Raw genomic sequence first — 25,781 nt, 5'->3', positions numbered from 1 at the left:
CCGGGATTTCCCCCTGCTATAAATGGAGCCGCCTGCATGAAATTCGCATTTAAGTTTATGACTGTCGTGGCCCTCGGCCTCAGCCCGATGTCGGCATTCGCGCAGACTGCGCCTGCTAATGCTGCCGCAACTGGCAGTTCGACGACCGCTGGTACGACCGCTTCGGCAAGTACGGCCGGTGCGGCCGGTGCGGGCGGCCTTGGTGCCGGGCTTGGAGTGGCAGGGCTGTCGGTCGGCACTGCCGTGGCGATCGGCACTGCGGTTGCTGTGGCCGCTGCTGCCGCCAGCGGTGGCGACTCGGGCAGCACCAGCACCACCAACTGAGAAAATCTGCATAATCCAGGGCAGGCCCGTCGCATTTGCGGCGGGCTTTGCTTTATGCTGAACGCGACATTGCCCGATCCCCTGTAACTGACGTGAGCCCCTATGCCCCGCGCCCTCATCACCGGTGCTGCCGGATTTATCGGCTTTCACCTCTGTCAGCGGCTGCTGGCCGAAGGCTGGCAGGTTCTCGGCCTCGATAACCTCTCGGATTATTACGATGTCACGCTGAAACAGCACCGGCTGGCGATCCTTGAACAGGATCCGGGCTTTGCGATGATCACCGACAGCCTCGAGACCCCGGGCCTGCTGCGCGGGCTTTTCGCCCGGCACCGCCCCGAAGTGGTGGTGCATCTCGCCGCCCAGGCCGGGGTACGTTATTCGATCGACAATCCGCGCGCCTATCTCGACAGCAATATCACCGGCACCTTTGAACTGCTCGAGGCGGCGCGGGCCTTCCCGCCCGGACATCTGCTGCTGGCCTCAACCTCATCGGTCTTTGGCGCGAACCACCGGATGCCCTATGCCGAGACTGACAAAGCCGATCACCAGATGTCCTTCTATGCCGCCACCAAGAAGGCGGGCGAGGCGATGGCGCATAGCTATGCCCATCTTTACGATCTGCCGGTGACGATGTTTCGCTTCTTCACCGTCTATGGCCCCTGGGGCCGCCCGGATATGGCGCCCTATAAATTCACCCGCGCCATCCTGCAGGGCCAGCCGATCGACGTCTATAACCACGGCGATATGAAACGCGATTTCACCTGCATCACCGATCTGGCCGAAGCGATCCGGCGGCTGATCGATGCCGTGCCACGCCGCCCCGGCCCCTCGGGTCCGCCCGCCGGAGACAGCCTGTCGCCGGTCGCGCCGTGGCGGGTGGTCAATATCGGCAATGCCGCGCCGGTGCAGCTGAGCGATTTCATCGCCGCGATTGAGGCCGCCACCGGCAAAAAAGCGATCCGCAATCTGATGCCGATGCAGCCCGGTGATGTGCCCGCCACCTGGGCCGATACCCGCCTGCTGCAGCAGCTGACCGGCTTTCAGCCCGCGACCGATATCCGCACCGGGGTTCAGGCGTTTGTCGCCTGGTACCGCGACTATTATCAGCAGTGACCGGCCCGGCCCCCCGCGCCATGTCATCGCAGCCATTGCTTCGCAGCCCCCGGCACGCCAAATAGAAGGAAATCCCCGGCCGGTTCCGGGGCGCGTGAGCACGGAGAAACCAGCGTGACCAGTCAGACCCCCCAGATCGTCAGCATCGGCGATATCGCTATCGGCGGCAAAAATCCCATCGCGCTGATCTGTGGCCCCTGTCAGCTCGAAAGCCATGATCACGCCCGGATGATGGCTGAGCAGATCCTTGAGGCCTGCGCGCCCAGTGGCACGAAATTCATCTTCAAGGCCAGCTATGACAAGGCGAACCGCTCATCGCTTGCCGGCAAACGCGGGCTGGGGATGGAGAAGGGCCTCGAAATTCTCGGCCGCATCCGTGACGAATTCGGCGTGCCGGTGCTGACCGATGTGCATGAGCCGGGCCATTGTGCGCCGGCGGCCGAAATCTGCGATGTGCTGCAGATCCCGGCCTTCCTGTCGCGCCAGACCGATCTGCTGCTGGCGGCAGGCGCCACCGGCAAGGTGATCAATATCAAAAAGGGCCAGTTCCTCGCCCCCTGGGATATGGATAATGTCGCCGCCAAGGTCGAAAGCACCGGCAACCGCAATATCATGCTCTGTGAGCGCGGCACCTCATTTGGCTATAACACCCTCGTCACCGATTTCCGCGGCCTGCCGCGCATGGCCGAGACCGGCTGGCCGGTGATCTTTGACGCCACCCATTCGGTGCAGCAGCCCGGCGGCATGGGCGGCTCTTCGGGCGGTCAGCGCGAATATGTGCCGGTTCTGGCGCGCGCCGCCTGCGCGGTTGGTGTGGCGGGTCTGTTTATCGAGACCCATGAAGACCCCGATCACGCCCCTTCCGACGGGCCGAATATGGTGCCGGTACAGCAGCTGAAAGATCTGATCGGCAGTTTGCGCGCCTTCGACGCCCTCGCCAAAGGGATCTGAGGCGATGGAGACTGTCATCATCATCCCGGCCCGCTATGCCTCGACCCGCTATCCGGGCAAGCCGCTGGCAACCCTGAAAGGCGCGAATGGCGTCGCGCGCAGCCTGCTGGAGCGCTCGGTCATCGCCGGACGCCGCGCGGTAGAGGAGGCCGGAGGCCGGACCGGCCTTTATGTCGCCACCGATGATGCCCGCATCGCCGCTGAGGCCAGGCGCATCGGCGCCGAGGTCATCATGACCTCCGTGACCGCGCGCAATGGCACCGAGCGGGTGGCCGAGGCGCTGCAGAATGCCGGGCTCAGCCCGGAAATCGTGATCAATCTGCAAGGCGATGCGCCGCTGACCCCGCCGCATTTCGTTACCGCGCTGATCGCCCATATGCGGAAAAATCCCGGCGCGGGCATCGCCACGCCGATCCTGCGCTGTGATGCCGAGGCGGTGCAGAATTTCATCGCCGACCGTGCCGCGGGCCGGGTCGGCGCCACGACGGTGGTGGCCAATCAGCTGGGCCAGGCGCTGTATTTCTCGAAAGAGGTGATCCCCTTTACCAATGGTCAGGGTGTGGTCGCGGGCGAGGTGCCGGTCTTCCATCATGTCGGGCTCTATGCCTATCGCCCGGCGGCCCTGGCCGCCTATGGCAGCTGGCAGCCCGGCCCGCTGGAGAGCCTCGAAGGGCTGGAACAGCTGCGCTTTTTGGAAAACGGCCATCCGGTGGATGTGGTCGAGGTGACAGCGCCCGGCGCAAAATTCTGGGAGCTGAACAACCCCTCGGATGTGGCGCTGATCGAGGGCTATCTGGCGCGGATGGGCGAGGACTGAGCTGATCCCCCCGGCAGCGGGCGAAGATTCGACACTATTGTGAAACATCCCTGCTTAATCAGCGCCACCGGCCCCGGGCCTGTGGCGCTTTTTCATGCCAGAGCCCGCGCATCTCCCGCAAAAACGCACATAATCCTAAAATTTTTTCAGCATAATCCGCATTATTGGTAGGATTATTTTAGTTTTCTAAAAATTTCTTGACCAATCTGCAGATAATGCGTCAATTGAACGCAGCATCCCAGGGAGGTGAAGTAAAATGAAAAAATCCGCAATCGGCCTCGTTCTCGCCGGCGCCGTCCTCGCCCCGCTTTCGGCCCAGGCCGAAACCACGATCACCGTGACCAGCTTTGGCGGCGGTTATCAGGAAGCGCAGAAAAAGGCCTATTTTGATGCCTTTACCGCCGCGCAAAGCGAGATTGCCATCCGCGAGGACAGCCCGACCAGCAATGCCAAGCTCAAAGCCATGGTCGAGGCCGGAGCCGTCGACTGGGATCTGGTGCTGACCGATGACAGCTTCGGCCTCGAAACCGATGCCGCCTGGCTCGAGCCGATCGATTACACCATCGTCAACCGCGATAAATTCATTGATGGCACCACCGGCACCTACCGCGTGGCCGCCGATATCGAAGCCACGGTTCTGGCCTATAACAGCGCAGAATTCGGCGACGCGAAACCCGAAGGCTTTGAGGATTTCTTCAATACCGAAGACTTCCCCGGCCTGCGCGCGGCCTGGAAATATGCCGCCAGCGGCCTGTTTGAAACCGCCTTGCTGGCCGATGGCGTCGCCGCCGAAGATCTCTATCCGATCGATGTCGAGCGCGCGCTCGCCAAGCTCGACACCATCAAAGAGGATCTGATCTGGTGGGAAACCGGCGCGCAGTCGGAACAGCTGCTGACCAGCGGCGAGGCGGCAATGGGCCTGGTCTGGGTGTCGCGCGCCCTTTCTGGCGCCGATAAAGGCGTGCGGATCGACTGGACCGACTGGACCTCGCAGACCGGCTACTGGGTTGTTCCCAAAGGCACAAAGAACAAAGAGGCCGCGATGCGCGCGCTTGAGTTCTTCACCGAACCGGCCCAGCAGATCGCCTTCACCGAATTCATGCCCTACGGCCCGTCGAACAAACATGCCGTAGGCAGCGTGCTGCCGAATTTTGCCGGCAATCTTCCCACCGACCACCTCGACAGCCGCGTTCTGATGGATGCGGAATGGTGGGGCGTGAATGGCGCGGCGGTCGACGCCCGCTTCCAGGAATGGCTGCTGCAATAACCCTCTGAGGGCTGCCTGCCGCGCGGCCCTCTTCAACGGCCCTTCGCCCCCTCCCCCTCTCCCGGGAAAAGGCGAGGGGCCGACCCTCCCGAGACCGAGAGTGATATGAGCACAGTTCCGGCTTCCGCCTCCGGGCAGACCTCTTTCCTTGCGCGCATTCCCGGCGGCATCTGGCTGCTGCTGCCCGCTGTCCTGTTCCTGGGAATCTTCTTCCTCTGGCCGCTGCTGCGGCTGCTGTCGGCCTCGCTGCCTGGCGGCGATTTTCAGTATTATGAACAGATCTTCGACAGCCCGGTCTTTCTGCGGGTGATCGCCGCAACCTTTAAAATGGCGCTGATCGTCATGCTGGTGACGGTGCTGATCGCCTATCCCTATGCCTATGCCATGGCCAATGCCGGGCGCAGAACCCTGCTGCTGCTGACCATTGCTTTGCTGATCCCGTTCTGGGTCAGCCTGCTGCTGCGCAGCTTCTCCTGGGTGGTGCTGCTGCAAAACAGCGGCCTGGTGAATGACCTGCTGCTCGGCCTTGGCATTACTGAAAAGCCGCTGCGCCTGATCCGCACCCCTACCGGCGTGGCGATCGGCATGGTGCATGTGCTGCTGCCCTATGCGGTGCTGCCGCTTTATACGATCATGAAAAAAATCGATATACGGCTGATGGAGGCCTCGGCGATCTGTGGCGCCTCTTATCTGCGCAGCTTCCTGCGCGTCTATCTGCCGCTGTCGCTGCCCGGGGTGGCCGCCGCTGCCATCCTGACCTTCACCCTCTCGCTCGGCTTCTACATCACCCCGGCGCTGCTCGGTGGCGCGCGCGATATGATGATCCCGCAGATGATTGCCGGTCAGTTCCTTGAGCAGCTGAACTTTGGTCTCGGCGCGGCGCTTGCCGTGGTGCTGCTGGCCATCACCGCCATCGCCTTCGGTCTTTTCGGCGCGGCGCGGCTTTACATCAGCCGCCGCGCCAGCGCTCAGGAGAAAGCATAATGCCGGGTCTTCTTCGCCGCATCGGCTTCTGGCTCTTCGTCAGCCTGACCGCGCTGTTCCTGCTGGTCCCGACGCTGATCATCGTGCCGATGTCTTTCACCACCGCACCGCAGCTGGAATTTCCGCCGGTCGGCTTTACCCTCGACTGGTATGTGAAAATCCTCAGCGACAGCGAATGGCAGATCGCGCTGAAAAACAGCCTGATCATCGGCCTTTGCACCGCTTTGCTGGCCACGGTGATCGGCACCACCGCCGCCCTGGCGCTGGAGGCCAGCGAGTTTCGTGGCAAGATCATCGTGCTGGGCCTGCTGCTCTCGCCGATGGTCACCCCGGTGATCGTGCTCGGCGTCGGCACCTATATGCTGTTTGCGCGCTGGGGCCTGTCGGGCACCCTGCCCGGCATGATCGCGGCCCATAGCGTGCTGGCCATTCCCTTCGTTCTGGTCTCGGTCATGGCCAGCCTGAAGATGGTCAACCCCAATCTCGCCCTGGCCAGTGCCGGGCTCGGCGGCGGCCGTCTTTTCACCTTCCGCCGCGTGACCCTGCCGCTGATCCGGCCCGGCGTGGTCTCGGGAGCGGTCTTCGCCTTCATCACCTCCTGGGATGAGGTGGTGATCGCGATCTTCGTCTCGAACAGCCAGAGCCGCACCGTGCCGATCATGATCTGGAACCAGGCCCGGGCCAATCTCGACCCCGCCACCGCCGCCGTCGGCGCCCTGCTGATTGCCATTTCCGCAATCGGCGTCCTGCTCAGCTTCAAGACCAAGGAGGGCCAGTAATGGCAAACTCTTCCGCGAATGGCGCCAGCGCGCTCAGCCTCGTCAATATCGCCAAACATTACGGCGCGGTCAAAGCGCTGGATGATGTCTCCTTTGAGCTGAAAAAGGGCGAGTTCCTGACCATGCTCGGGCCCTCGGGTTCGGGCAAGACCACCTCGCTGCGGGTGATCGCCGGTTTCGTCGCCCCCACTTCGGGCCAGCTGATGATTGATGGCCGCGATATGACCGGGGTCAGCCCGCAAAAGCGCAATATCGGCATGATGTTCCAGGATTACGCGCTGTTTCCGCATATGAGCGTGGCCGATAACGTCGCCTATCCGCTGGAAACCCGTGGCGTGGCCCGGGCCGAGCGTCGCAGACGCGCGATGGAAATGCTCGAGATCGTCGGCCTCGCCCATTGCGCCGGGCGTTTCCCGAAACAGATGTCGGGCGGTCAGCAGCAGCGCGTGGCCCTGGCCCGCGCCCTGGTCTTCAACCCCGATATCGTGCTGCTCGATGAACCGATGGCGGCGCTGGATAAAAAGCTGCGCACCCAGATGCAGATCGAGATCATGCATATCACCAAACAGGTGGGCGCAACCGTGGTCTCGGTAACCCATGACCAGGAAGAAGCCCTCGTCATGTCCGACCGCATCGCCATTTTCAAAGATGGCCGCCTCGCGCAGATCGGCACGCCCCAGGATCTCTACACCCATCCGAAATCGGAATTCGTCGCGGATTTCATCGGCGAGGCCAATATCCTGCGCGGCCAGCTGCGCCATGACGGCGCGCTGGCGGTGATCGAGGGCCCGGGCTGGCGCGCCAGCCTGCCGAAATCCGATCCCCGCGTCGCCGCCAGCAGCGCCAGCCCCAGCCTGGTGCTGCGCCCCGAGCGTATCCATGTGAACCGCGCCGATGCCGTTGCAGATGCAGCCAATGGCGCCGAAGGGGTGATCGTCGATAAGATCTATCTCGGCACCGAATACCGGCTGATCGTGCGCCTCGCTGACAATGCGGTGATCCAGCTGCGCAGCCGCGACATCGCCACCCTCGCGGCGCTGAACGCCGCTGACAGGGTGCGCCTGAGCTGGCAGCCCGAGGATCTGGTGATCATCGCGGCCTGAGCCGATCCGCAAGGCCCCCGCCTCCAAACCTCTGTTTTTCCGGAAAGACCCTGCTGATGTCCTTCACCCATGCCGAATGGCAGGCCAAAGCCGCCGCTTTGTCGATTGAAACCCGCGCCTTCATCGGCGGCCAGTATGTCGCCGCCGCTTCGGGCAAGACCTTTACCAAGCTCAACCCCGCCACCGGTGCAGTGCTGGGCGAAATCGCCGCCTGCGATATCGAGGATGTGAACCGCGCCGTCATCGCCGCCCGCGCCGCTTTTGAGGCCGGTCACTGGGCGCGCATGGCGCCGAAAGAGCGCAAGCTGCGGCTGATGCGCTTTGCCGAACTCCTGCTCGAAAACCGCAGCGAACTGGCTCTGCTTGAAAGCCTCGACACCGGCAAGACCATCGCGAACGCTTACGGCGATGACATTCCGGGCGCGGCCAATTGCATCCGCTGGTTTGGCGAGCTGATCGACAAAGTCTATGACGAGGTCGCCCCCACCGCCGGTTCCGCCGTTGCCCTGATCCGCCGCGAGGCCATCGGCGTCGTCGGCGCGGTGGTGCCATGGAACTATCCGCTGCTGATGACCGCCTGGAAGATCGCGCCGATCCTGGCCGCGGGAAATTCCTGCGTGCTGAAACCGGCCGAGCAATCGCCGCTGACCGGCATCCGCATCGGCCAGCTGGCGATCGAGGCCGGCATTCCCGAGGTCGTGCTGAACGTGGTGCCCGGCATGGGCGAGACCGCGGGCCGCGCCATTGGTCTGCATATGGATATCGACGCCGTCGCCTTCACCGGCTCGACCGAGGTTGGCAAATATTTCATGACCTATTCGGGGCAGTCGAACCTCAAGCGCGTCGGCCTCGAATGCGGTGGCAAATCACCCAATATCGTTCTGGCTGACTGCCCGAACCTCGACGCGGCGGTTGAGGGCTCGGCCTGGGCGATCTTCTATAATGCGGGCGAGACCTGCTCGGCCGGATCGCGCATCCTGGTCGAGGAACCGATCCGCGACGAATTCGTCGAAAAGCTCTCGGCCTTTGCCAATAATCTGCGCGTCGGTGATCCGCTGAACCCCGCCACCCAGATGGGTGCGCTGGTGGAAGACAAGCATACCGACCGCGTGCTCTCCTATATCGAGATCGGCAAAGGCGAAGGCGCGACCCTTGCCGCCGGTGGCGCACGCATTCAGGGCAATTTCGTGCAGCCGACCGTTTTCGCCGATGTGAAAAATGAGATGCGCATCGCCCAGGAAGAGATCTTCGGGCCGGTGGCCTCGGTCATCACCATCAAGGATTTCGACGAAGGGCTGCGCCTCGGCAATGACTCGATCTATGGCCTCGGCGCCGGGGTATGGACCTCGGATCTGCAGACCGCCTTCCGCGCCTCGAATGAGCTGCGCGCCGGTGTGGTCTGGATCAATTCCTTCGATGCCGGTGATATCACCACCCCCTTCGGTGGCTTCAAGCAATCGGGCTTTGGTCGCGATAAATCGGCACATGCCTTTGATAAATATACCGATCTGAAAACCACCTGGATCAATCTGGCCTGATATCACCCTTCCCGGGGGCGGCGGTTTGCGCGGCCCCCGGAACCCCGATTTAACCCGAAAGCCCCGCTATGAGCCTCTCTGCCCAGGACATTTCCTTCCGCTGGAACGGCAAGACCCTTTCGGCCCGCCAGGGCGATACGCTCAGCGCCGCGCTCTGGCGCGCCGGCGTGACCACCTTTGCCCGCTCGCGCAAACTGCACCGCCCGCTGTCTTACAGCGGCGCGCATGCGGTGGGGGTTCTGGCCAAAGTCGATGGCATGCCCAATGTGCGGATGGATCAGATTGAGCTGCGCCCCGGTATGCAGGTCTCGATGCAGAACTGCTGGCCCGCGCCGGGCTTTGATCTGCTGAAGGCCCTGCAGATCCTGCCCTCAAAACTGGTCTATGGCGGCTTTGAACATGGCGCGCTGATCCCGCAATCGGGCCTGCCCGCCCGGCTCGCCGAACGCGCTATGGCGCTGCTGGCCGGGGTGGCCGATGTCGCGCCGGTCGACTGGAATGCCGCGCCGATCCCCGGCACCAGCCTCGCGCCCGATCTGCTGGTGGTCGGCGGCGGCCCCGAGGGGATCCGCGCCGCCAATGCCGCTGCCGCCAGCGGCGAAAGCGTGGCGCTGATCACCCGTGGCGAAAGCCCCGGCCGCTTTGCCGTGGCTGCCGGCGAGACCCTGCCCTCGCTCAGCGATAAAGTGCAGCTCTTCCTCGCCACCGAAGTCTTCGGAGCCTACCGCGATGGCCGGGTCATCCTCGCCGCCCCGGTCGATGGCACCGGCCCGGCAATGGCGATCCGCCCGGGCCGGGTGGTGCTGGCCACCGGCCGCCGCTCGATGCCGCCGATGGTGCGCGGCAACCACCTGCCCGGTGTCTTCGACGCCCATGCCGCGCTTGATCTGGCGGCGCGCTTCCGGGTGCTGCCCGGCAAGCGGGTCGCTGTGGTCGGCACCGGCTCCGAGACCCGCCTTGCCGCCAGGCTGAAGGCGCTTGGCTGCAAAATCAGCCATTGCGGCCCGGTCAGCGCGCTGGAAAAAATCGAGGGCGGTAAGCGGGTCAAAGCCATCCGCGCGGGCGGCAAACGCATCCCCTGTGACGCGCTGATCCATGCCGGTCCCTGGCGCAGTGACCCGAACCTCGCCTTCCAGATCTCGGCCGAGGGCGCCTATCAGCTGCTGGGCCAGGCTCTGCCCGGATATGTCAGCTTCACCGGGGCCGCCGCTTTGCCCGCTGAGGCGATCCCCGTTCCTGCCGCCCCCGACAGTGAGGCGCTGATCTGCCCCTGTATGGATGTCACCGCCGGAGAGCTGACCCATCATATTGATGCCGGGGAAACCGATCCTGAGGTGCTCAAGCGCCTGACCTCCTGCGGCATGGGCACCTGTCAGGGCTGGCCCTGCTGGGAGGGGATGCTGGCTTTGCTCGCCGCGCGCACCGGGCTGCAGCCCGATGATTTTGCACGCCCCTCGCATCGCCCGCCGCGCCGCGCCATCACGATCGCCCAGGCCGCCGGCCTCTCTGGTCTTGTTGAGGTCTGTCAGAAATGAGCCTGCTTCCGCAATCCGCCTCAACCCTGATCATCGGCGGTGGCATTCAGGGCCTGTCTCTGGCCTTTAACCTCGCCGAAATGGGGCAAAAGGGCATTGTCGTCCTTGATGCCGGTTACTGGCAGGGCGGCGCCTCGGGCCGCAATGGCACGCTGATCCGCGCCGGTTTCGCCTCCACCGCCTGGTCCGGGCTGTTTAAACTGACGCTCGACGAATGGCAGAGCTGGTCAAAGCGTCTGGGCGAGAATGTCATGTTCACCCGCCGCGGCTATACGGTAGTGGCCGAAAAAGCCGCGACGGTCGATATGCTGGAACAGGGGGCAAAACTGCACGCCCGGCTCGGCATCCGCTCGCAGATCCTCGGTAAGGCACAGACCGCAAAGCTGCTGCCGGCGCTGAACCAGCAGCATGTTCTGGCGGCCCAGCATCAGCCCGATGGCGGCGTCGCGCCGCATCACGCGGCGATGAAGGCTTTGTACCAGTATTGCCATACCCATGGCGTCGGAATCCATTACCGCACCAAAGTCACCGGCATTGAAACGACAAATGGCCGTGCCGCGGCGGTTATGATCGGTGATCACCGCATTGCGGCCGAGACCATCGTCTGCTGCGCCGGGGGGCATAATCCGGAAATGGCCGGCCTTGCCGGGGTCAGCCTGAACGGCCATGGCATGAAGATCGAGGCCATGGCGCTCGAGCCGACCCGGCCGCTGATCAAGCCCGCCATCGCGCTGATCGACAGCCTCGCCTATTTCCACCAGACCTCGCGCGGCGAGGTGGTGGGCGGCACCGAAGTGCCCGAAACCCCGCATATCTCGCTGCGCGCCGATGTGCCGGTGATGGCCGATATGGCGAAGATCTATCTGCGCATGTTCCCCCAGCTCGGCCCGGTCAGGATCCTGCGGCACTGGGGCGGGCTGATCCATGCCTCAAAGGATTTCGCGCCGCTGCTCGGCCCCCATCCTGACCTGCAGGATCTGTGGTTCTCGGCCGGCTGGTCTTACGGCTTTGCCGGAGCGCCCGCTGCCGGTAAACTTCTGGCTCAGGCGATTGCCCGCGGCCAGACCGATGCAAGGATGAAACCTTTCGCGCTCGACCGGTTTGAGACCACCGGCCCGATCATCGAAGGGGGAATTGTGGTCGCCTGACCCGGTTTTCTGCGTTAGTTCCCCCCTTTTCTTCTCAGTGCGGATGTAAAATGTCAGATCCTACCCCAGGCCAGCGCCAGACCACCCGAAACTCAGCCGGGACTGAGGCCGATGAAATCGGGCTGCGCCTGCGCGAGACCCGGCTTGCGCGGCGCCTGACGCTGGGCAAGCTGAGCGAGCGCACCGGCCTTTCGATCGGGTCACTGTCGCAGATTGAGCGGGGCCTCGTCTCGCCGACGATCCGCACCGTCTATGCCATTGCCGCCGCCCTTGAAGTGGCCCCGGCCGAGATCATTGATCCCGGTGGCGCGCGTCAGGCCGGGGGCGAAAGCCCCTATTTCCTGCGCCGCGCCCATCAGCCCAAAGTGCTCGACACCAATGGCGTGATAAAGCTTCTCGCCAGCCCCTCCGAACAGGACCGCTATAAAGCCTATGTGGTCTCGATCGAGCCCGGCGGCTCCTCGGGCGATGATTCCTATGCCCATAGCGGCGATGAGATCGGCTATGTGATGAAGGGCACTTTCTCACTGCAGATCGATGGCCATATCCATCTGCTGGGCGAGGGCGATTGTTTCGCTTTCCCCTCGGGCATCCGCCACCGTTTCTTTAACAATGGCGAGACCCCCGCCGAGATCATCTGGATCAACAGCCAGAAATAATCCGGGCCGCTCTGGCCCGCTGCACCCTGCCGGCGCCGGCCTGGTGTCCTTCCTGCCTCTCCAACCGACCGGAGTTTCTCCCTTGACCAGCAGCCTGGAAAGCTATCGCGGCTCAATCTGGTGGCACGACAGCCTCGAGCCCCCCTGCGCCCTCCCCCCCGTCGATGCCGGTTTTGACACCGATGTCGCTATCGTCGGCGCTGGCTTCACCGGCATTTCAACCGCCCTGCATCTCGCTGAGGCCGGGGTAAAGGTCGCAGCCTTTGAGGCGAAACATATTGGCTATGGCGCATCGGGCCGCAATGGGGGCCAGATCATCCCGGGGCTGAAATATGACCCCGAGGATCTGGTGGCGAAATACGGCCCCGAGAAAGGCCGCGCACTGACTGAACTGGTGGGCGGCGCGGCGGATTATGCCTTTGATCTGATTGCAAAGCATAAGATCAACTGCCGCCCGGTGCGCGGCGGCTGGATCCAGGCCGCCCATTCGCCCCTGGCGCTGGAGGCGGTGATGAAACGCGCCCGGCAATGGCGCGCGGTCGGGGTGGATGTCGAGACCTTCAGCCGCGAGGAGCTGGTCGGCGCCACCGGCACCAGCGCGCACTTCGGCGGCTGGAAGGATAAGCGCGCCGGCGGCGTGCAGCCGCTCGATTTCCTGCGCGGCCTGACCCGCGCCGCCATCACCGCCGGGGCACAGGTGTTTGAGAACAGCCCGGTTACGGCGCTGCGCCAGCTGCCCGAGGGCGGCTGGCTGATGCAGGTCAACGGCCTGGAGATCCGCGCCCGTATCGTACTGGTCGCCAATAATGCCTATTCGAACCGGCTGGTCCCGGGCCTCGCCCGCACCATCCTGCCGGTGCAGAGCATGCAGCTGGCCACCGGCCCGCTGCCCCAAGACCTGGCGGCAAAAATTCTGCCCGGGGATGTGATGCTGTCGCAGACCCGCAAACTGGCCTTCTATATGCGCAAAACCCCTTCGGGCGGCTTTATGATCGGCGGGCGCGGCGCGGTCGGCCCGGCAGAGGATCCGGCGCTGATGAAAGCGCTTGAGCGCGGCATGCTGGGCCTCTTCCCCGAGCTGAAAGAGGTGCCGGTACGCTGGCGCTGGTCGGGCCATGTCGGCCTCTCGCTCGACGGGCTGCCGCATTTCCACGAAAGCCGCCCCGGCCTTTACAGCCTGCAGGCCTATAACGGCCGCGGCCTCGCGCTCTCCGTACGCTTTGGCAGAATGCTGGCCGATGAGATCACCGGGCGTGCCCCCGCCCTCTATCCCAAAACCACCATCAAACCGATTGTCTGGCATCAGTTCGCCCGTCCCGTCATGGGGCTGGGCGTGCGCTGGTACTGGATGAAAGACCGGCTGGGCCTTGCCTCGAAATAAGCCGGTCCCCCGAGAAGAAAGACGAAATATGACTGCTCCTGTGAACCTCAGCGCCCTGGCGCTGCTTGATGTTGCCGCAGCCGAAATTCTGGCCGCCCCTGCCCTGCATCTCGCCGCCTCCACCGATCCGGCCCTGCGCTTTGGCCGCCTCAGCCTCAGCGCAGGCGTCAGCGCCAGCAGCACCGCCAGTTTCTTTCTCATCCTTGAGAAGGGCAGCCTGACGCTGGCCTCGGGCGACAATCTGCTGCGCATAAGCGCCGGTCAGGCGGTACAGATCGGCCCGGAAACCGATGTCACGCTGATCCCGGGGGACGGGGCAGAGGTGCTGCTCCTCGCCCATCTCAGCGCCGCTTTCCCGAGCGGCATTCGCGCCATTGATCTTGAGGCGGCGCTCAGCCCCTCGCCCTCGCCTTCGGCGGCGGTGCTGACCACCGACAGCCCCTCCTGCTCAAGCCATCCGATGCCCGGTGCCGGGCCTGTCACCCTCGGCCTCTGGGCCGCCACCCCCTATGCCCGCAAAGCCGTGACCATGGCCTATAGCGAGGTGATGTATTTCCTCCACGGCGGCGCGACGCTGATCGACGATCAGGGCATTCGCCACAGCTTTGGCCCGGGCGAGGTGCTGCTGGCGCCGGTCGGCGCCAGCCTCGGCTGGGAAAGCAGCCTGTCGGTGCGCAAGCTGTTCATCTCGGCCGATCCGGTCTGAAACTGCAAAAGGCGCCGCATCCCCCGCGGCGCCTTTCTTTTCTGTCGGGGCCAGAGAGTGGCGGCCCCTCCCTCAGACCGCGCGCCCGGCCAGCATCCCCTCATAGACCGCCTCTTCCGCCGTGCGCGCGGTCAGGCAATCGCCCACCGCCTGATAGCTGAGGCCCATCTCTTCCAGCTCAGCGCGGAGCGGATCAAAGGGGCTGTGCCCGGCCGCCAGCACCAGGGTATCCACCCCTTCAAATTCCATCGCCTCGCCCGAAGCCGTATGCTGGAAGAAGGCGCTGTCACCAAAGCAGCCCACCAGCCGTGCATAGGGGGTAATGCTGACGCCAAGCTTATGCAGATTGCCGGCAATCGGATCGCGCACATAATAGGGCAGGCTCTCGCCGACATGCAAAGCGTTGATCGCCAGATCGACCCTGCTGCCCTCGCGCGCCAGCAATTCGGCAATCCCCGGCCCGATCCAGTCGGCGCGCCAGTCAAACACCACGACCCGCGCCCCCACTTTCACCTCGCGCCTCAGCACCTGCCAGGCGGTCACCACCTGGATCTGGTCATCTGTCTCCATCGGCGGAACATAGGGCACCGCCCCCGTCGCCAGCACCACCGCATCGGGTGCAAAATCCTCAATCACCGCCCGGTCAACAGAGGTGTTCTTTCGGATCTCTACCCCGGTCAGCTCACATTCCCGGGTGAGGTTCGTGACAATCCCGCCAAATTCACTGCGCCCCGGCACCAGCTGCGCCAGGTTGGCCTGGCCGCCGAGCCGCCCGCTGGCCTCAAACAAAGTCACCTGATGACCGCGTGCAGCGGCGACCGAGGCCGCCTTCATCCCGGCAGGCCCGCCGCCGATCACCATCACCTTCTTCGGCGCCCCAACCTTTTCGACCGGTTTAAACACCGTCTCGCGCCCGCTTTCCGGGTGCTGAATGCAGGAGATTGGCAGGCCGCGATGGAAATGGTGAATACAGGCCTGGTTGCAGCCGATACAGGCGCGGATATCGTCAAACCGGCCTTCCTTCGCCTTGCCCGGCATTTCCGGATCACAGATCATCGCCCGGGTCATGCCGCAGGCATCGGCCTCGCCCCTGGCGAGGATGGCCTCGGCCTCCTGGGGCTGGTTGATCCGCCCGGTGATGATCACCGGCACCCCGAGCGCTCTGGTATAGGCTGCGGCCAGCGGTGCGGTATAGGCGGCGGGCAGAGCCATCGGCGCGGCAATATGCACTGCCCCGCCATATGAGACCGAAGTGCCAACGCAGAGCGACAGATAGTCAATCGCGCCGTCCAGCAGCTTTGCCGCCTCCAGCGCCTCCGGCTCGGTCAGCCCGTTCTCATCGCGCTCCCCGGCCGAGAGCCGCAGCCCGATGACGAAATCCTCATCGGTCGCCGCCCGCATCGCGGCCAGCACCTCACGGGTAAAGCGCAGCCGGTTCTCCAGACTGCCGCCATAGGCGTCCTGGCGCTGGTTCAGCCGCGGGTTCAGGAACTGCGCCGGCAGATAGCCATGCGAGCCGACCAGCTCGACCCCGTCCATCCCCGCCTGCCACATCCGCCGCGCCGCCCCGGCATAGCCCTGGACGATCTCGCGCAACAGCGCCAGGTCCATGGCGCGCGGCATCATGCGAAAGCGCTCATTCGGGCTGGCCGAGGCCGAATAAGCCACTGCCAGCATCCCATTGGCGCTTTCCATAATCTCGCGGCCGGGATGGAACAGCTGCGAGAACACCAGCGCGCCTTCGGCCTGACAGGCCGCAGCCAGCCGCTGATAGCCCGGGATACACTCATCCGAACTGGCCATGATCAGATGCGAAGTATAGCGCGCCGTCTCATGCACCCCCGCCACCTGGGTCACGATCACACCGACGCCGCCTTTGGCCCGACGGCGCTGATATTCGATATAGCTGTCGGTGATCTCGCCATGTTCGGGCAGACAGGTGTCATGCCCGGTCGACACGATCCGGTTGCGCGCGGTTTTATTGCGGAATTTCAGCGGGCTGAACAGATGGGGGAAGGCGGTCGCGGTCATGCTGGCTCTTACTTTGCCTGAGAATCCCGGGCGGCTTTCTTGCACCGCGCGGCTTTGGGTTGCATATTCCTCTGCGGGCGCAGTAAAAAAATCAATATAAATTTTTACTGACTGAATTCCGGGCCGGAAAAGGATCATCTGATGCAGGAACTGCCCTCCGACCCCGCCACGGTCATCGGCGAGCGGCTGCGCCAGCTGCGCAAGCGCCGCCAGCTGACCCTGGCAAAACTGGCCGGAGCCGCCGGCCTCTCGACCGGCTATCTCAGCCTGATCGAGCGCAATCTCTCGGCGCCTTCGATCAATGCCCTGGTCTCGATCGCCCAGGCGCTCGGCGTCACCGTCGCCTGGTTTTTCGCCGGCGAAGAGGCCGAGCAGCCGCCCGATGAAATCGGCTATGTGGTGCGCCGCAAGGACCGGCTGCGCGTCGATTATGACAAGGGGGTCTCGGATGAGCTGCTGACGCCGCGGCTGTCGATGCAGGTCGAGATGCTGCGCTCGACCTTCCCCGCGGGGACGGAATCAACCCATGCCTATAGCCATGACGGCGATGAGGTCGGGCTGATCCTGCAAGGCGAGCTCGAGCTCTGGGTGGGTGAGCGGCATTTCCATCTGCGCGAGGGCGACAGCTTCGCCTATAGCTCGCGCGAAAAGCACCGCTACCGCAATCCGGGCCAGACCGAGACGGTGGTGATCTGGGCGATCAGCCCGCCCGGCTACTGAAAAGCCTCACTCTTCCTCCTGGGCCGCAATCGGCAGATCAAGCGCGGTCTCCGCCCTCCGGCTCAACAGGCCCGCATCCTCCATCGCCTCGAAATCGGGCAGATCGCGCAGGGTCTCAAGGCCAAAGCGCAACAGAAATTCCGGCGTCGTCACATAGCTATAGGGCGCGCCCGGCTCGGGGCTGCGCGGGCCGCGCGCGATCATCCCCTCGCGGCTCAGCCGGGCGATCAGCTCGCGCCCGACCTCGCGCCCGGTCAGCCGGGCAATCTCGCGCCGCGTCACCGGCTGCAGACAGGCGATAATGGTCAGCACCAGCGCCTCATTCTGGGTCAGGTTCCGGCTCAGATCCTCATCGCCCAAAGCCGCCCTGATCGCCGCGCCATGTTTGGCCCGGGTGCGGATCAGCCAGCCGCCTCTGGCACGGGCAATCTCATAGGGCCGCTCGCCCAGCTCGATGGAAATATCCTCGATCAGATCATCGAGCACACAATCGCGCCCCACCACCCGCGCCAGCCGCTCCCGCGGCACCGGATCTGATGAGGCAAAAAGCACCGCCTCGGCCCGCGCCATCCATTCGCGCCAGCGCAAAGGCGGCGGCAGATCCTCCAGCTCGCGGTCGAACCCCTCGCTCATCCTCTCACAGCCCGTAAAGCCGGAACGAGGCCCGGCCGGTCAGTTCGCGCACCAGCCCCTCGCCGGTCAGCTTCTCAAACAGCCGTCTTGCGGCGCGGTCGCTGGCATTCTCGCCCGCCTGGGCGGCCAGCGCATCCTCAGATTGCAGCGCCAGGATCGCCGCCGCCGTATCCTTGCCCCGCAGTTTCACCGCGCCCTGGCGCAAAGCATTGGCCCGCCTGGTCAGCTCGCTGGCCAGATCCAGCGCCTCGGCTGCCGCTTTTGCCCAGGCGCCGGCGCAGGCCAGCATCCAGGCCTCGCCCTCCAGCCGCAGCGCGCTGCGCGGCAGATGCCCGGCCAGCAGCGGCACCGGCCGCTCCCAGTTCAGCGCCCGCGCCAGCTGCAGATCGGCCAGCCAGAGCGCCAGCCCGCGCCAGGCCTGGCCCTGATCCAGCACCCGCCGGGCCGAGGCGGCGGCAAAACGCAGCGGCAGGCCGCGCCCCGGCAGCGCAGCCGCCTCGGCGCGCAACAGTTTCTGTGCCGCCTCGCCCGGCAGCTCGAAGGCTCTGGCCAGCCGCGCCTCCTGGTCGGCCAGCTTCAGCGCCCGCGCCTCGCCCAGAAAACGCCAGCCGGTCAGGATCCGGCCCCCAGGCCCCGGATCATCGCCCGGGCGCGACAAAGCCAGAGCATCGCGAAGCTGTGCCGGGGTTTCGCGCCGCCCCTCGATCTGTACCACCGCCGCTGCGGCTTTCAGCGCCAGCCGCCGCCGCCAGAGCTGGCCCGGCGGCTGATCCGAGCGCACCAGCGGATCAAGCACCGCCAGCCCGGCCCCGGCGGCAAAGAGCAGGGTCTCGCTCTCTTCGCGCAGGGCAGCCTGACGGCCCCAGCGCGGCAGGACCGGCGGCGAGACAAGAAGCGGGGGCAAGGGCTTAGGGCGTCGTGACATGAGAACAGGCTAGCAGCGGCGGCGATACGGATAAAGAACCATTCGCCCCCCTCCCCTTCAGCTGATCTGCAGCCGCAGACCCGGCGCGGCATCGGCCAGCGCCCGCTCCAGCCGCGGCCGCAGATGGGTGTCGATATAGCGGGCATGAAAGCCGCCCGGCGCCTGCAGGCATAAAGCCTCATCGCGCAGCTCGGCGGTCAGCCCGGCAAACCAGGCCCGGTAAATCGCCGGATCCTCGGCATGGAGCCGCAGCCCGATCTCGGCCCAGAGGCTGCCATCGCTGACCGGCCCTGGGGCCTGGGGGAAAGGGATCACACTGGTCGCGGGTTCAGAGGCCGGTTCAGGCTGCAGCCTGTCGACCAGATCAGGGCCGATATTCTGCCAGACCGGGCGGGTATCCTCGAATATCTGTTCGCTGCCCAGCCCATAGACCGAGGCCCTTCCCCGGGCCGGGGCGCGCTGCTCAATCAGCCAGCCGCGCTGGCGCAGCTTTGCCATCTCACGCTTGACGGTGCGCGGATCACAGGACCAGAGCTTCGCAATCTCGGTCTGGGCCACTGAGAGCTGGTTCGCCTGCCAGTTATAGCGCGCGGTGATCAGGCAGATCAGCCGCAAAGTCAGCCGCTGCAAAGCCGGATCCTGCGACAGCGCAAAGCTGCCGAGCACGGTCAGGATATCGTATTTGCGCGCCGGACTGCTCCGGCCCGCCGGTTTACGAAGGCTCATTGCACTGCTCTCCGGTGGTGGACCACCTGTGATTTTTTCAGGCGCAGCGTTATTCCCGATGCAGAAAGGATCAGCGCTGCAAGGCCGAACCGATCTGCCGTTCCCAACGCTAATCGCCACTCTGCATCCATTTGCGTTGGATGATCCGATTCTGTCAAGCAGATGGGCTGAGAGCCTTGTTTACCCCCCTGCCTCAAAAAATCGAAGAAAGGGTATGACAGGTAATGGGGGACATCCTGGCTGTCCCCGCAAAAGGGGCTGAATGTCCCCTCATGGGCTACAATAGGGACTGTTTTGTCCCCTCAAGTCCCATCTTCCCCGCGGGGAAGATGGCCCGGTCCCCCTGCTCCGCCCCGGCGCCTCCAGGCGTTGCTGCCAGGGCCAGCCGCGAATCGTCCCTGCCGCCAGAGCCCCTGATTTCACACTGAATTCAGCGTTCTTCAGGAAAGCCTGACTATTTATAACTTATGCTTTGCCACTTTGGCAAATTCCGCGTAAATCCGGATCAGGCAATAATCTACGTTTAAAAGAACGAGGACAGGCATGTTCACCCATGAGGATCTCGCGGCGCTGCAGGCGCAGTCGCTGAAGATGCAAAGCCATATCCGCCGTCAGACCTTCTCGCCCGAGCATGAGAAGGGGCTGCGCCGCTTCTCGAGCTGGGAGGTGTCCGAGCTGATCTTTAAGATCAATCAGTCGACCTTCCGCGGCCGCCTCGCCCAGGAGCCCGACCTTCCCGGCGGGGAAGTTGAGGAGGATGGCCGCCAGCGCTGGTTCTCGCTGCAGGAGATCAATGAGCTGCGGCGCCGGATGAAGATCAACCGCCATTCGCTGATGCCGCCGCGCCCGGCGAATAAGCGCGCGGTCCGGGTGGCGGTGTCAAACTTCAAGGGCGGCGCCGGCAAATCGACCGTGGCTTTGCATATGGCCCATGCTGCGGCGCTGGATGGCTACCGCGTCCTCGTCGTCGATTTCGACCCCCAGGCGACGCTGACCCATTCGATGGGGCTGCATGATGTCAGCGAAGAGATGACGGTCTGGGGCATCATCGCCCGCGACCTGGTGCGCGAGACCGAGCGGATGAACAATGCGCCGCGCGCCGCCGAGAGCGGCACCGCTCTGCCGCAGCGCCGCCTGCCGGCCTCGGTGCGCGACCTTGGCCTTGGCGATCTGCGGGTGACCGATTTCATCCGCACCACCTCCTGGGCCACGATCGACATCATCCCCTCCTGCGCCAATGCCGCCTTCGTCGAATTCGCCTCGGCCCAGTACCGTCACCTCAATCCTGACTGGTCCTTCTTTGCTGCTGTCTCGCGCTATCTCGATGCGATCCCGGCCGACAGCTATGACCTGGTGATCTTCGACTGCCCGCCCGCCATCGGCTATCAGTCGATGAACGCGGTCTTTGCCGCCGATGTGCTCTATATCCCCTCGGGCCCGGGCTATTGGGAATATGACTCGACCACCTCTTTCATCGGCCAGCTCTCTGAAGCGCTCGCCGATCTGGCGGCCGGGTTTGATGGGGCCTTCCCCGCGGGGAAGATGAAACTGCCCAAGGCCTTCCTTGACCTGCGCTTCCTGATGACGCGCTATGAGCCGGGCAATGAGCTGCACCGGGCGATGTTTGAAGCCTTCCGTAAGGTTTTCGGCGATACTGTCGCCAAAGAGCCGATCGAGATGACCCGGGCGGTCGAACAATCGGGCCGCTTCCTCTCATCGGTCTATGAGATCGACTACCGCTCGATGACGCGTGAGACCTGGCGCCGGGCCCGGGCCTCGTTCGACCGCGCCTATGGCGAGTTTAAAGAGTGTTTCCTGGGGGCCTGGGAGAAGCTGGAGGATGAGCAGTGAAAAAGCGCCGGACCTTCGATCTCGATCTGCCCGAAGATGAACTGACCGCCGCGCCACAGGAGGAGAGCTTCCCCGCGGGGAAGACGGCCGAGCTCAGCCGTCGCTCGCCCATGGCGGCAGCGATCACCGAGAATGCAGAATCTCTGCGCGAGCGGCGCCATCTGGAAGCCGAGATCCGCGCCGAGAATGATGCTCTGGCCGCCGAACATGTGCGCCTCAAGCGCATGGGGCTGATCACCGATCTGGTGCCGCTCGAGGCGGTCGAGACCTGGAAACTGGTGCGCGACCGCTCGAAAGGCGATGACCAGGAGCTGACCGAGCTGATCGCCTCGATCCGCGATCTCGGCCTGTCAAACCCGATCCGGGTCGAGGCGCGCGAGGATGGCCGCTATGAGCTGATCCAGGGTTTCCGCCGGCTTCAGGCCTATAAGGCGCTGCTGGAAGAGACCGGCGATGCGGAAAGCTGGGGCCGGATCCCGGCGGGCATTCTTCCCCGCGGGGAAGGGCTCGAGGGGCTTTATCGCCGCATGGTCGATGAAAACCTGGTGCGCAAGGACATCTCTTTTGCCGAGATGGCGCAGCTGGCGCTGAATTATGCTGCCGATCCCGGCACCAAAGAGCATGACCCCGACAAGGCGGTGGCCGAGCTGTTTCAGTCGGCGGGCTATCAGAAGCGCAGCTATATCCGCCAGTTCATCCGGCTGATGGCGCGGCTGGGCGAGGATCTGAAATTCGCCGCTCATATCCCGCGCGCGCTGGGGCTGCGGCTGGTGGCGGCGATTGACGAGCGCCCCGATCTGGTGCCGCTGATCCGCGCCGAGCTGAAAGAATTCGACAATCATTCGGTGCCCGATGAGCTGGATCTGCTTAAGCGCTATGCCGGTGAGGCGGGGGCGCGGGTCGTGATGGATGATGATGAGGCGCCGCCGAGAGCCGCGAAACCGGCGGCGAGTGACAAGACCAAGACCACGTTCCAGCTGCCGAGCAGCCGGGGCAGGGCGCGCTGCACCGCGGCCAATGGCCGGCTCGAGGTGAAGCTGGCGCTGGATTTTACCAGCATCGACCGGCGTAAACTTGAGGGGGCTTTGCAGCGGCTGCTGCAGGATCTGGCCTGACAGCTTTGGTCTGAGACCCGCCTCTGCGGGCGGATTTCAGCCCCATCTTCCCCGCAGGGAAGATGGGGTTTTTTATGCCGGGGGGCTGGATTACAGGCCCGCGGCTTTGGTCAGATTGACACGGAAGCGGTCGCGGCGGCGCTGATAGCGCCGGGTCATCTCGGCGCTGGCATGGCCGAGCTGCTTTTGTACATGGCGCTCATCCACCTCGGCGCTGGAGGCGAGACCGGCGCGCAGGGAGTGACCGGCGAAAAGGGCAGGGCGCTCGGCCTCGGGCAGATCTCCGCGCAGCCCCGCCGCGCTGGCGAGGCGTTTGACCAGCCGCGCCACCTCGCGGTCATTGAGCCGCATCGGCCCGACCTCGCGCCCCTTGCCGGTCACGCGGCGGAACAAAGGCCCGCTGCCGATGCGCGAGAATTTCAGCCAGGTCTCCAGCGCCGTGACCGGGCAGGTGCTGGAGGCCGAGCCGCGGCCGATCTCGACCTCGCGCCAGCCGGTCTTGCCGCGCAGTCGCAGCAGCAGGCCGCCCTCGAGAATCTCAACCCAGCCGCGCCCCTCTTCGGTCTGATCTCGCCCGAGATCGAGGCCGGTGATCTCGGAGCGGCGCAGCCCGCCGGCAAAACCGATCAGCAGCATGGCGCGGTCGCGCAAGCCCCGCAGCCCGCCCGGATCGCAGCAGCCCAGCATGGCGATCAGATCCTCGGGCAGGAGCGCCTCTTTCTGACGCGGCGGGGCGGCATGGCTGTTGCGGATCCCGGCGAGCACGCTGGCGATATGGCGGTCGCTGCGGTCGAGGGGCGTGCCGCGCTCGGCAAAGACCCGGGCCAGGGCCGAGAGGCGGCGCTCGATGGTCGAGACCGCATTGGGCCTGCCGCCGACCGAGCGCGCGCCGCTGGCGCAGGCGGTGATATAGAGGCCGATCACCTGGGGATCGGGGCGGCTGGCATCGAGCCCCTCGCGCCGGCACCAGCCGTTGAAATGCTTCAGGTCAGCCGCATAGGCGCGGCGGGTGTTGAGCGAGCTGGAGGCCTCGGCATAGGCCCGCGCCCGCTCGGCCAGATCGCGCAGGGCGAGGGGCTGATGAGGGGCGCTGGCCTCGGGCAAGGGGCTGTCTTCGGTCACGTCAGGGGCCTCCGGAGCGGGTTCAGGGGGATGGGGGGAGTATAGAAAGCTTTTGTCTGATAATGCAATATTATTGGATGTAGATACGATTGGGTCTCTTGGGGCGGTTTTGGTCGATAATTGCGGCTATAAGCGCCTGAACCGCAGGGAAAGTCTCGCCGGAGAAGGCCCTGATCCGGGGGGCATGGCGATCTTCCGGGCAGAAGGCTGCCTTATGTGTTTCAGGGAAAGGTCCTCCCAGCGCTGAGCAGCAGGTGTCAGTGGAGAGGGCGGGAAACTTTGGCCATCTGAGCGTCTTGTTTGTGCCCCGATCTCTGCGCAAGCAGGGGCAGAACAGAAACGGAGCCGAAGCTTTGCCCCAGGACTTCCCAGCCCCCGGCGTATCTGACCGCATTTTTCGTCGCCTGTTCTGGATTCTGCTGACTCTTATGGCGTTGCGGCTGATCAGAGACGGGCTGAGCCTGGAGGTTTACCATCGCGATGCGGACGACATGCTGCGCCTTGCTATGCTGCGCGACTGGCTTGATGGCCAGGGCTGGTTCGATTACGTTCAGCACCGTATGCTGGCCGATGGCGTGTCGCTGCACTGGTCGCGCTATATCGATGCCGGGCTTGCCGTCTTCCTGCTGCCGCTGTCGCGGCTTTTGCCGCAGGAAGCGGCGGAAACGATAACCATGATCCTCTGGCCGGGCCTGTTGTATGGGCTGCTGATAGCGCTCAGCGGGCTGGGCACGCGGCGTCTGCTGGGGGCTGCCGGTGGCATCGCGGCCATGATCTGTACCCTGTTCTGGGCGAAGCTGGCCCATGGCGAGTTCACCGCCGGGCGGATCGACCACCATAATGTACAGATCCTGGGCTGCAGTGTGATGCTCTTTGCCTTTGGTGTGCCGCAGAAGGATCACCGCGCTGGACTGCGCGCCGGGGTTTTTGCTGCCTGCGGGTTTGGCCTTTCGCTTTCGGCCGGGCTTGAAATGCTGCCACCGATGCTGCTGATCTGGTTTACTGCCGGTCTGCGGCTGGCTTGTGGGGACAGCGCCATGCGTCCCTGGCTAAGTGCTTTCGTGATCAGTGCTGCGATCTTGCTGCCGTTGCTGATGATCGGCCAGACGGCCCCTGAAGAATGGCTGGCGGGCTATTGTGATGAGCTGGCGCCCCCCGTCCTTTTGGTGGTGATGACCGGCAGCCTGGCCTCGCTTCTGGGGGTCAGGGCAGCGGCGTGTGGCTTGCGGGCCGGGCCGGTGATCCTGATCATGCTGGGGGCGGTGGCTCTGGGCTTTGCCCTGGCCTCGCCTTTGCTCGCACCCTGCCTTGCCGGTCCTTACAGCGATATGACGGCCGAGGCCCGCGCGCTGATCCCGCTGCGTATTTTCGACACCCAGCCGGCTCCTGGCGTCTTTCTCGAAAAGGGGGAAGTTTTCGACCTGGTGATGCTGCCACTTCTCGTTGGTATGCTGGGAGCCGGGGGCCTGGGTGTACTGGCCTGGCGCGAGATGAGCCAGAGTCAGCGCTGGATGCTGATCCTGTGTCTGGGGATCGCTGCTCTGGGGGTCTTTGGCAGTCTGAAGCAGTTCCGCGCTATGAACATGGCGGTGTCTGCTTTCCCCTTCCTTGGCGGTTTCATTGCCGCGCGCCTGCTCGTGATGTGGCAGAACGGCCAGAGGCTGCTCAGCCTGCTGGCATTGCTTGCGGTGGTCATCGCCGGGTTCTTCCCCGCCTGGGCCATGCGGCTGCCCCGCGAGATGCTGCCGGATCCTGCTGTGCGCAGCAAACCAAAGGCCGTGGTCCGGAGCCAGGGCTCCTGTCTGCAGCGGGGCGGGCTGCAATGGCTTGACCGCTATCCGCCCGCGCTGATCGCCAGCAGCACCACACTGGGTATGCCGCTGTTGCTTGAAACCCATCACAGCATTACCGCCGTCCCCTATCACCGCAGCGGTGTGAACTTCTGGAACGGCTATGATCCCTTTGTCTCTGAGCCTGAAATGCTGGCGCTCATTGCAAGGCTGCCGGTTGGTTATGTCCTGATCTGTCGCTCAGAAAACGTTGGCGACAGGCCTTTCGCGGCAGATCTGCAAAACGAACACGCCCCGCTCTGGCTTGAGCCTGAGTCGGGCGTGCCGCCGCAGTTTCTGCTGTTTCGGGTAACGCGCCCGGCTGGGGGTTAACCGGGCGGCATTGCCCGCTCCCTGTCCGCGCGGCCAGCCAGGCCCGTTATCCCCAGGCCCGGCAGACCCGCCCGGCTCCGGGCTGTCCTCTGATATCTGCAGAGCAGGGCATGCGGCGCCGGGGCGGGTGCAGCGCTCCGGATCGGATACCTCCCTTTGGATGCCCTCGATTGGGGGAATGGGAAGCGGGG

At 64.6% G+C, this 25,781-nt stretch carries 23 protein-coding genes; 18 read left to right on the top strand and 5 right to left on the bottom strand.

Going from position 1 to position 25,781, the window contains the following annotated elements; genetic code table 11:
• Positions 1-36 precede the first annotated feature (36 nt).
• The 14 genes from H0485_RS12075 (at position 37) to H0485_RS12010 (ending at position 14,305) form a co-directional block, all read left to right on the top strand.
• Entirely contained in the window at positions 37-324 is a 288-nt protein-coding gene (locus tag H0485_RS12075) for a hypothetical protein (protein WP_226935876.1), read from the top strand.
• 102 nt (positions 325-426) lie between these two features.
• Entirely contained in the window at positions 427-1,437 is a 1,011-nt protein-coding gene (locus H0485_RS12070; RefSeq protein ID WP_226935874.1) for an NAD-dependent epimerase/dehydratase family protein, read from the top strand.
• Positions 1,438-1,551: 114 nt separating this feature from the next.
• Positions 1,552-2,388 (top strand): 3-deoxy-8-phosphooctulonate synthase, encoded by an 837-nt coding sequence (gene kdsA, locus H0485_RS12065; protein ID WP_226935872.1) that lies wholly within the window; start codon positions 1,552-1,554, stop codon positions 2,386-2,388.
• 4 nt (positions 2,389-2,392) lie between these two features.
• Positions 2,393-3,205 (top strand): 3-deoxy-manno-octulosonate cytidylyltransferase, encoded by an 813-nt coding sequence (locus H0485_RS12060; protein ID WP_226935870.1) that lies wholly within the window; start codon positions 2,393-2,395, stop codon positions 3,203-3,205.
• 256 nt (positions 3,206-3,461) lie between these two features.
• Positions 3,462-4,472, top strand: a complete 1,011-nt coding sequence (locus tag H0485_RS12055; protein WP_226935868.1) for an ABC transporter substrate-binding protein — start codon at positions 3,462-3,464, stop codon at positions 4,470-4,472.
• 105 nt (positions 4,473-4,577) lie between these two features.
• Positions 4,578-5,456 (top strand): ABC transporter permease, encoded by an 879-nt coding sequence (locus H0485_RS12050; RefSeq protein WP_226935866.1) that lies wholly within the window; start codon positions 4,578-4,580, stop codon positions 5,454-5,456.
• Positions 5,456-6,235, top strand: a complete 780-nt coding sequence (locus tag H0485_RS12045; protein WP_226935864.1) for an ABC transporter permease — start codon at positions 5,456-5,458, stop codon at positions 6,233-6,235. Before H0485_RS12050 ends, H0485_RS12045 begins: the two co-directional genes overlap by 1 nt.
• Positions 6,235-7,338, top strand: coding sequence for an ABC transporter ATP-binding protein (locus H0485_RS12040; protein WP_226935862.1), 1,104 nt, complete (start codon positions 6,235-6,237; stop codon positions 7,336-7,338). Before H0485_RS12045 ends, H0485_RS12040 begins: the two co-directional genes overlap by 1 nt.
• 56 nt (positions 7,339-7,394) lie before the next feature.
• Entirely contained in the window at positions 7,395-8,876 is a 1,482-nt protein-coding gene (locus H0485_RS12035) for an aldehyde dehydrogenase (protein ID WP_226935860.1), read from the top strand.
• A 68-nt stretch (positions 8,877-8,944) separates the two neighbouring features.
• The gene (locus H0485_RS12030; protein ID WP_226935858.1) at positions 8,945-10,411 is read left to right on the top strand and encodes a 2Fe-2S iron-sulfur cluster-binding protein; all 1,467 of its coding nucleotides are present in this window, start codon (positions 8,945-8,947) and stop codon (positions 10,409-10,411) included.
• Positions 10,408-11,559 carry an NAD(P)/FAD-dependent oxidoreductase gene (locus tag H0485_RS12025; RefSeq protein WP_226935856.1) on the top strand — a complete coding sequence of 384 codons (1,152 nt, stop codon included), beginning with the start codon at positions 10,408-10,410 and terminating at the stop codon, positions 11,557-11,559. The genes H0485_RS12030 and H0485_RS12025 overlap by 4 nt, the downstream gene beginning before the upstream one ends.
• A 50-nt stretch (positions 11,560-11,609) precedes the next feature.
• Entirely contained in the window at positions 11,610-12,218 is a 609-nt protein-coding gene (locus tag H0485_RS12020; RefSeq protein ID WP_226935854.1) for a helix-turn-helix domain-containing protein, read from the top strand.
• An 82-nt stretch (positions 12,219-12,300) separates the two neighbouring features.
• Positions 12,301-13,599, top strand: a complete 1,299-nt coding sequence (locus H0485_RS12015) for an NAD(P)/FAD-dependent oxidoreductase (protein ID WP_226935852.1) — start codon at positions 12,301-12,303, stop codon at positions 13,597-13,599.
• 28 nt (positions 13,600-13,627) lie between these two features.
• A complete protein-coding gene (locus H0485_RS12010) occupies positions 13,628-14,305 on the top strand; it encodes a cupin domain-containing protein (protein WP_226935850.1) in 678 nt (225 codons plus the stop codon).
• Between the two features lie 72 nt (positions 14,306-14,377).
• On the opposite strand, the gene H0485_RS12005 is transcribed toward H0485_RS12010, so the two are convergent.
• On the bottom strand, positions 14,378-16,336 hold the full coding sequence (locus H0485_RS12005) for an oxidoreductase (protein ID WP_226935848.1): 1,959 nt from the start codon (positions 16,334-16,336) through the stop codon (positions 14,378-14,380).
• A gap of 141 nt (positions 16,337-16,477) precedes the next feature.
• Here H0485_RS12005 and H0485_RS12000 point away from each other — a divergent pair, with 141 nt between their 5' ends.
• Entirely contained in the window at positions 16,478-17,056 is a 579-nt protein-coding gene (locus tag H0485_RS12000) for a helix-turn-helix domain-containing protein (RefSeq protein ID WP_226935847.1), read from the top strand.
• Positions 17,057-17,062: 6 nt separating this feature from the next.
• On the opposite strand, the gene scpB is transcribed toward H0485_RS12000, so the two are convergent.
• The 3 genes from scpB to H0485_RS11985 form a co-directional block, all read right to left on the bottom strand.
• Positions 17,063-17,689 carry an SMC-Scp complex subunit ScpB gene (gene scpB, locus H0485_RS11995; protein WP_226935845.1) on the bottom strand — a complete coding sequence of 209 codons (627 nt, stop codon included), beginning with the start codon at positions 17,687-17,689 and terminating at the stop codon, positions 17,063-17,065.
• 4 nt (positions 17,690-17,693) lie between these two features.
• Positions 17,694-18,593 (bottom strand): DUF1403 family protein, encoded by a 900-nt coding sequence (locus H0485_RS11990; RefSeq protein ID WP_226935843.1) that lies wholly within the window; start codon positions 18,591-18,593, stop codon positions 17,694-17,696.
• A 78-nt stretch (positions 18,594-18,671) separates the two neighbouring features.
• Positions 18,672-19,340 carry a hypothetical protein gene (locus tag H0485_RS11985; protein WP_226935841.1) on the bottom strand — a complete coding sequence of 223 codons (669 nt, stop codon included), beginning with the start codon at positions 19,338-19,340 and terminating at the stop codon, positions 18,672-18,674.
• A gap of 543 nt (positions 19,341-19,883) precedes the next feature.
• Here H0485_RS11985 and H0485_RS11980 point away from each other — a divergent pair.
• Together H0485_RS11980 and H0485_RS11975 are read left to right on the top strand one after the other, a co-directional pair.
• Positions 19,884-21,191 (top strand): AAA family ATPase, encoded by a 1,308-nt coding sequence (locus H0485_RS11980; protein ID WP_226935839.1) that lies wholly within the window; start codon positions 19,884-19,886, stop codon positions 21,189-21,191.
• On the top strand, positions 21,188-22,306 hold the full coding sequence (locus tag H0485_RS11975) for a ParB/RepB/Spo0J family partition protein (RefSeq protein WP_226935838.1): 1,119 nt from the start codon (positions 21,188-21,190) through the stop codon (positions 22,304-22,306). The genes H0485_RS11980 and H0485_RS11975 overlap by 4 nt, the downstream gene beginning before the upstream one ends.
• Positions 22,307-22,396: 90 nt before the next feature.
• Here the strand turns inward: H0485_RS11975 and H0485_RS11970 are convergent, their stop codons facing one another.
• Positions 22,397-23,428 (bottom strand): tyrosine-type recombinase/integrase, encoded by a 1,032-nt coding sequence (locus tag H0485_RS11970; protein WP_435531503.1) that lies wholly within the window; start codon positions 23,426-23,428, stop codon positions 22,397-22,399.
• Between the two features lie 434 nt (positions 23,429-23,862).
• On the opposite strand from H0485_RS11970, the gene H0485_RS11965 reads away from it, so the two are divergent.
• The gene (locus H0485_RS11965) at positions 23,863-25,590 is read left to right on the top strand and encodes a hypothetical protein (RefSeq protein ID WP_226935836.1); all 1,728 of its coding nucleotides are present in this window, start codon (positions 23,863-23,865) and stop codon (positions 25,588-25,590) included.
• Positions 25,591-25,781: the final 191 nt, after the last annotated feature.

It is taken from the genome of Pseudogemmobacter faecipullorum, assembly GCF_020539525.1.
Classification (GTDB): Bacteria; Pseudomonadota; Alphaproteobacteria; order Rhodobacterales; family Rhodobacteraceae; genus Pseudogemmobacter; species Pseudogemmobacter faecipullorum.
Note: the sequence above shows the minus strand (reverse complement) of the source record. Positions and strands in the feature narration are given on the sequence as shown.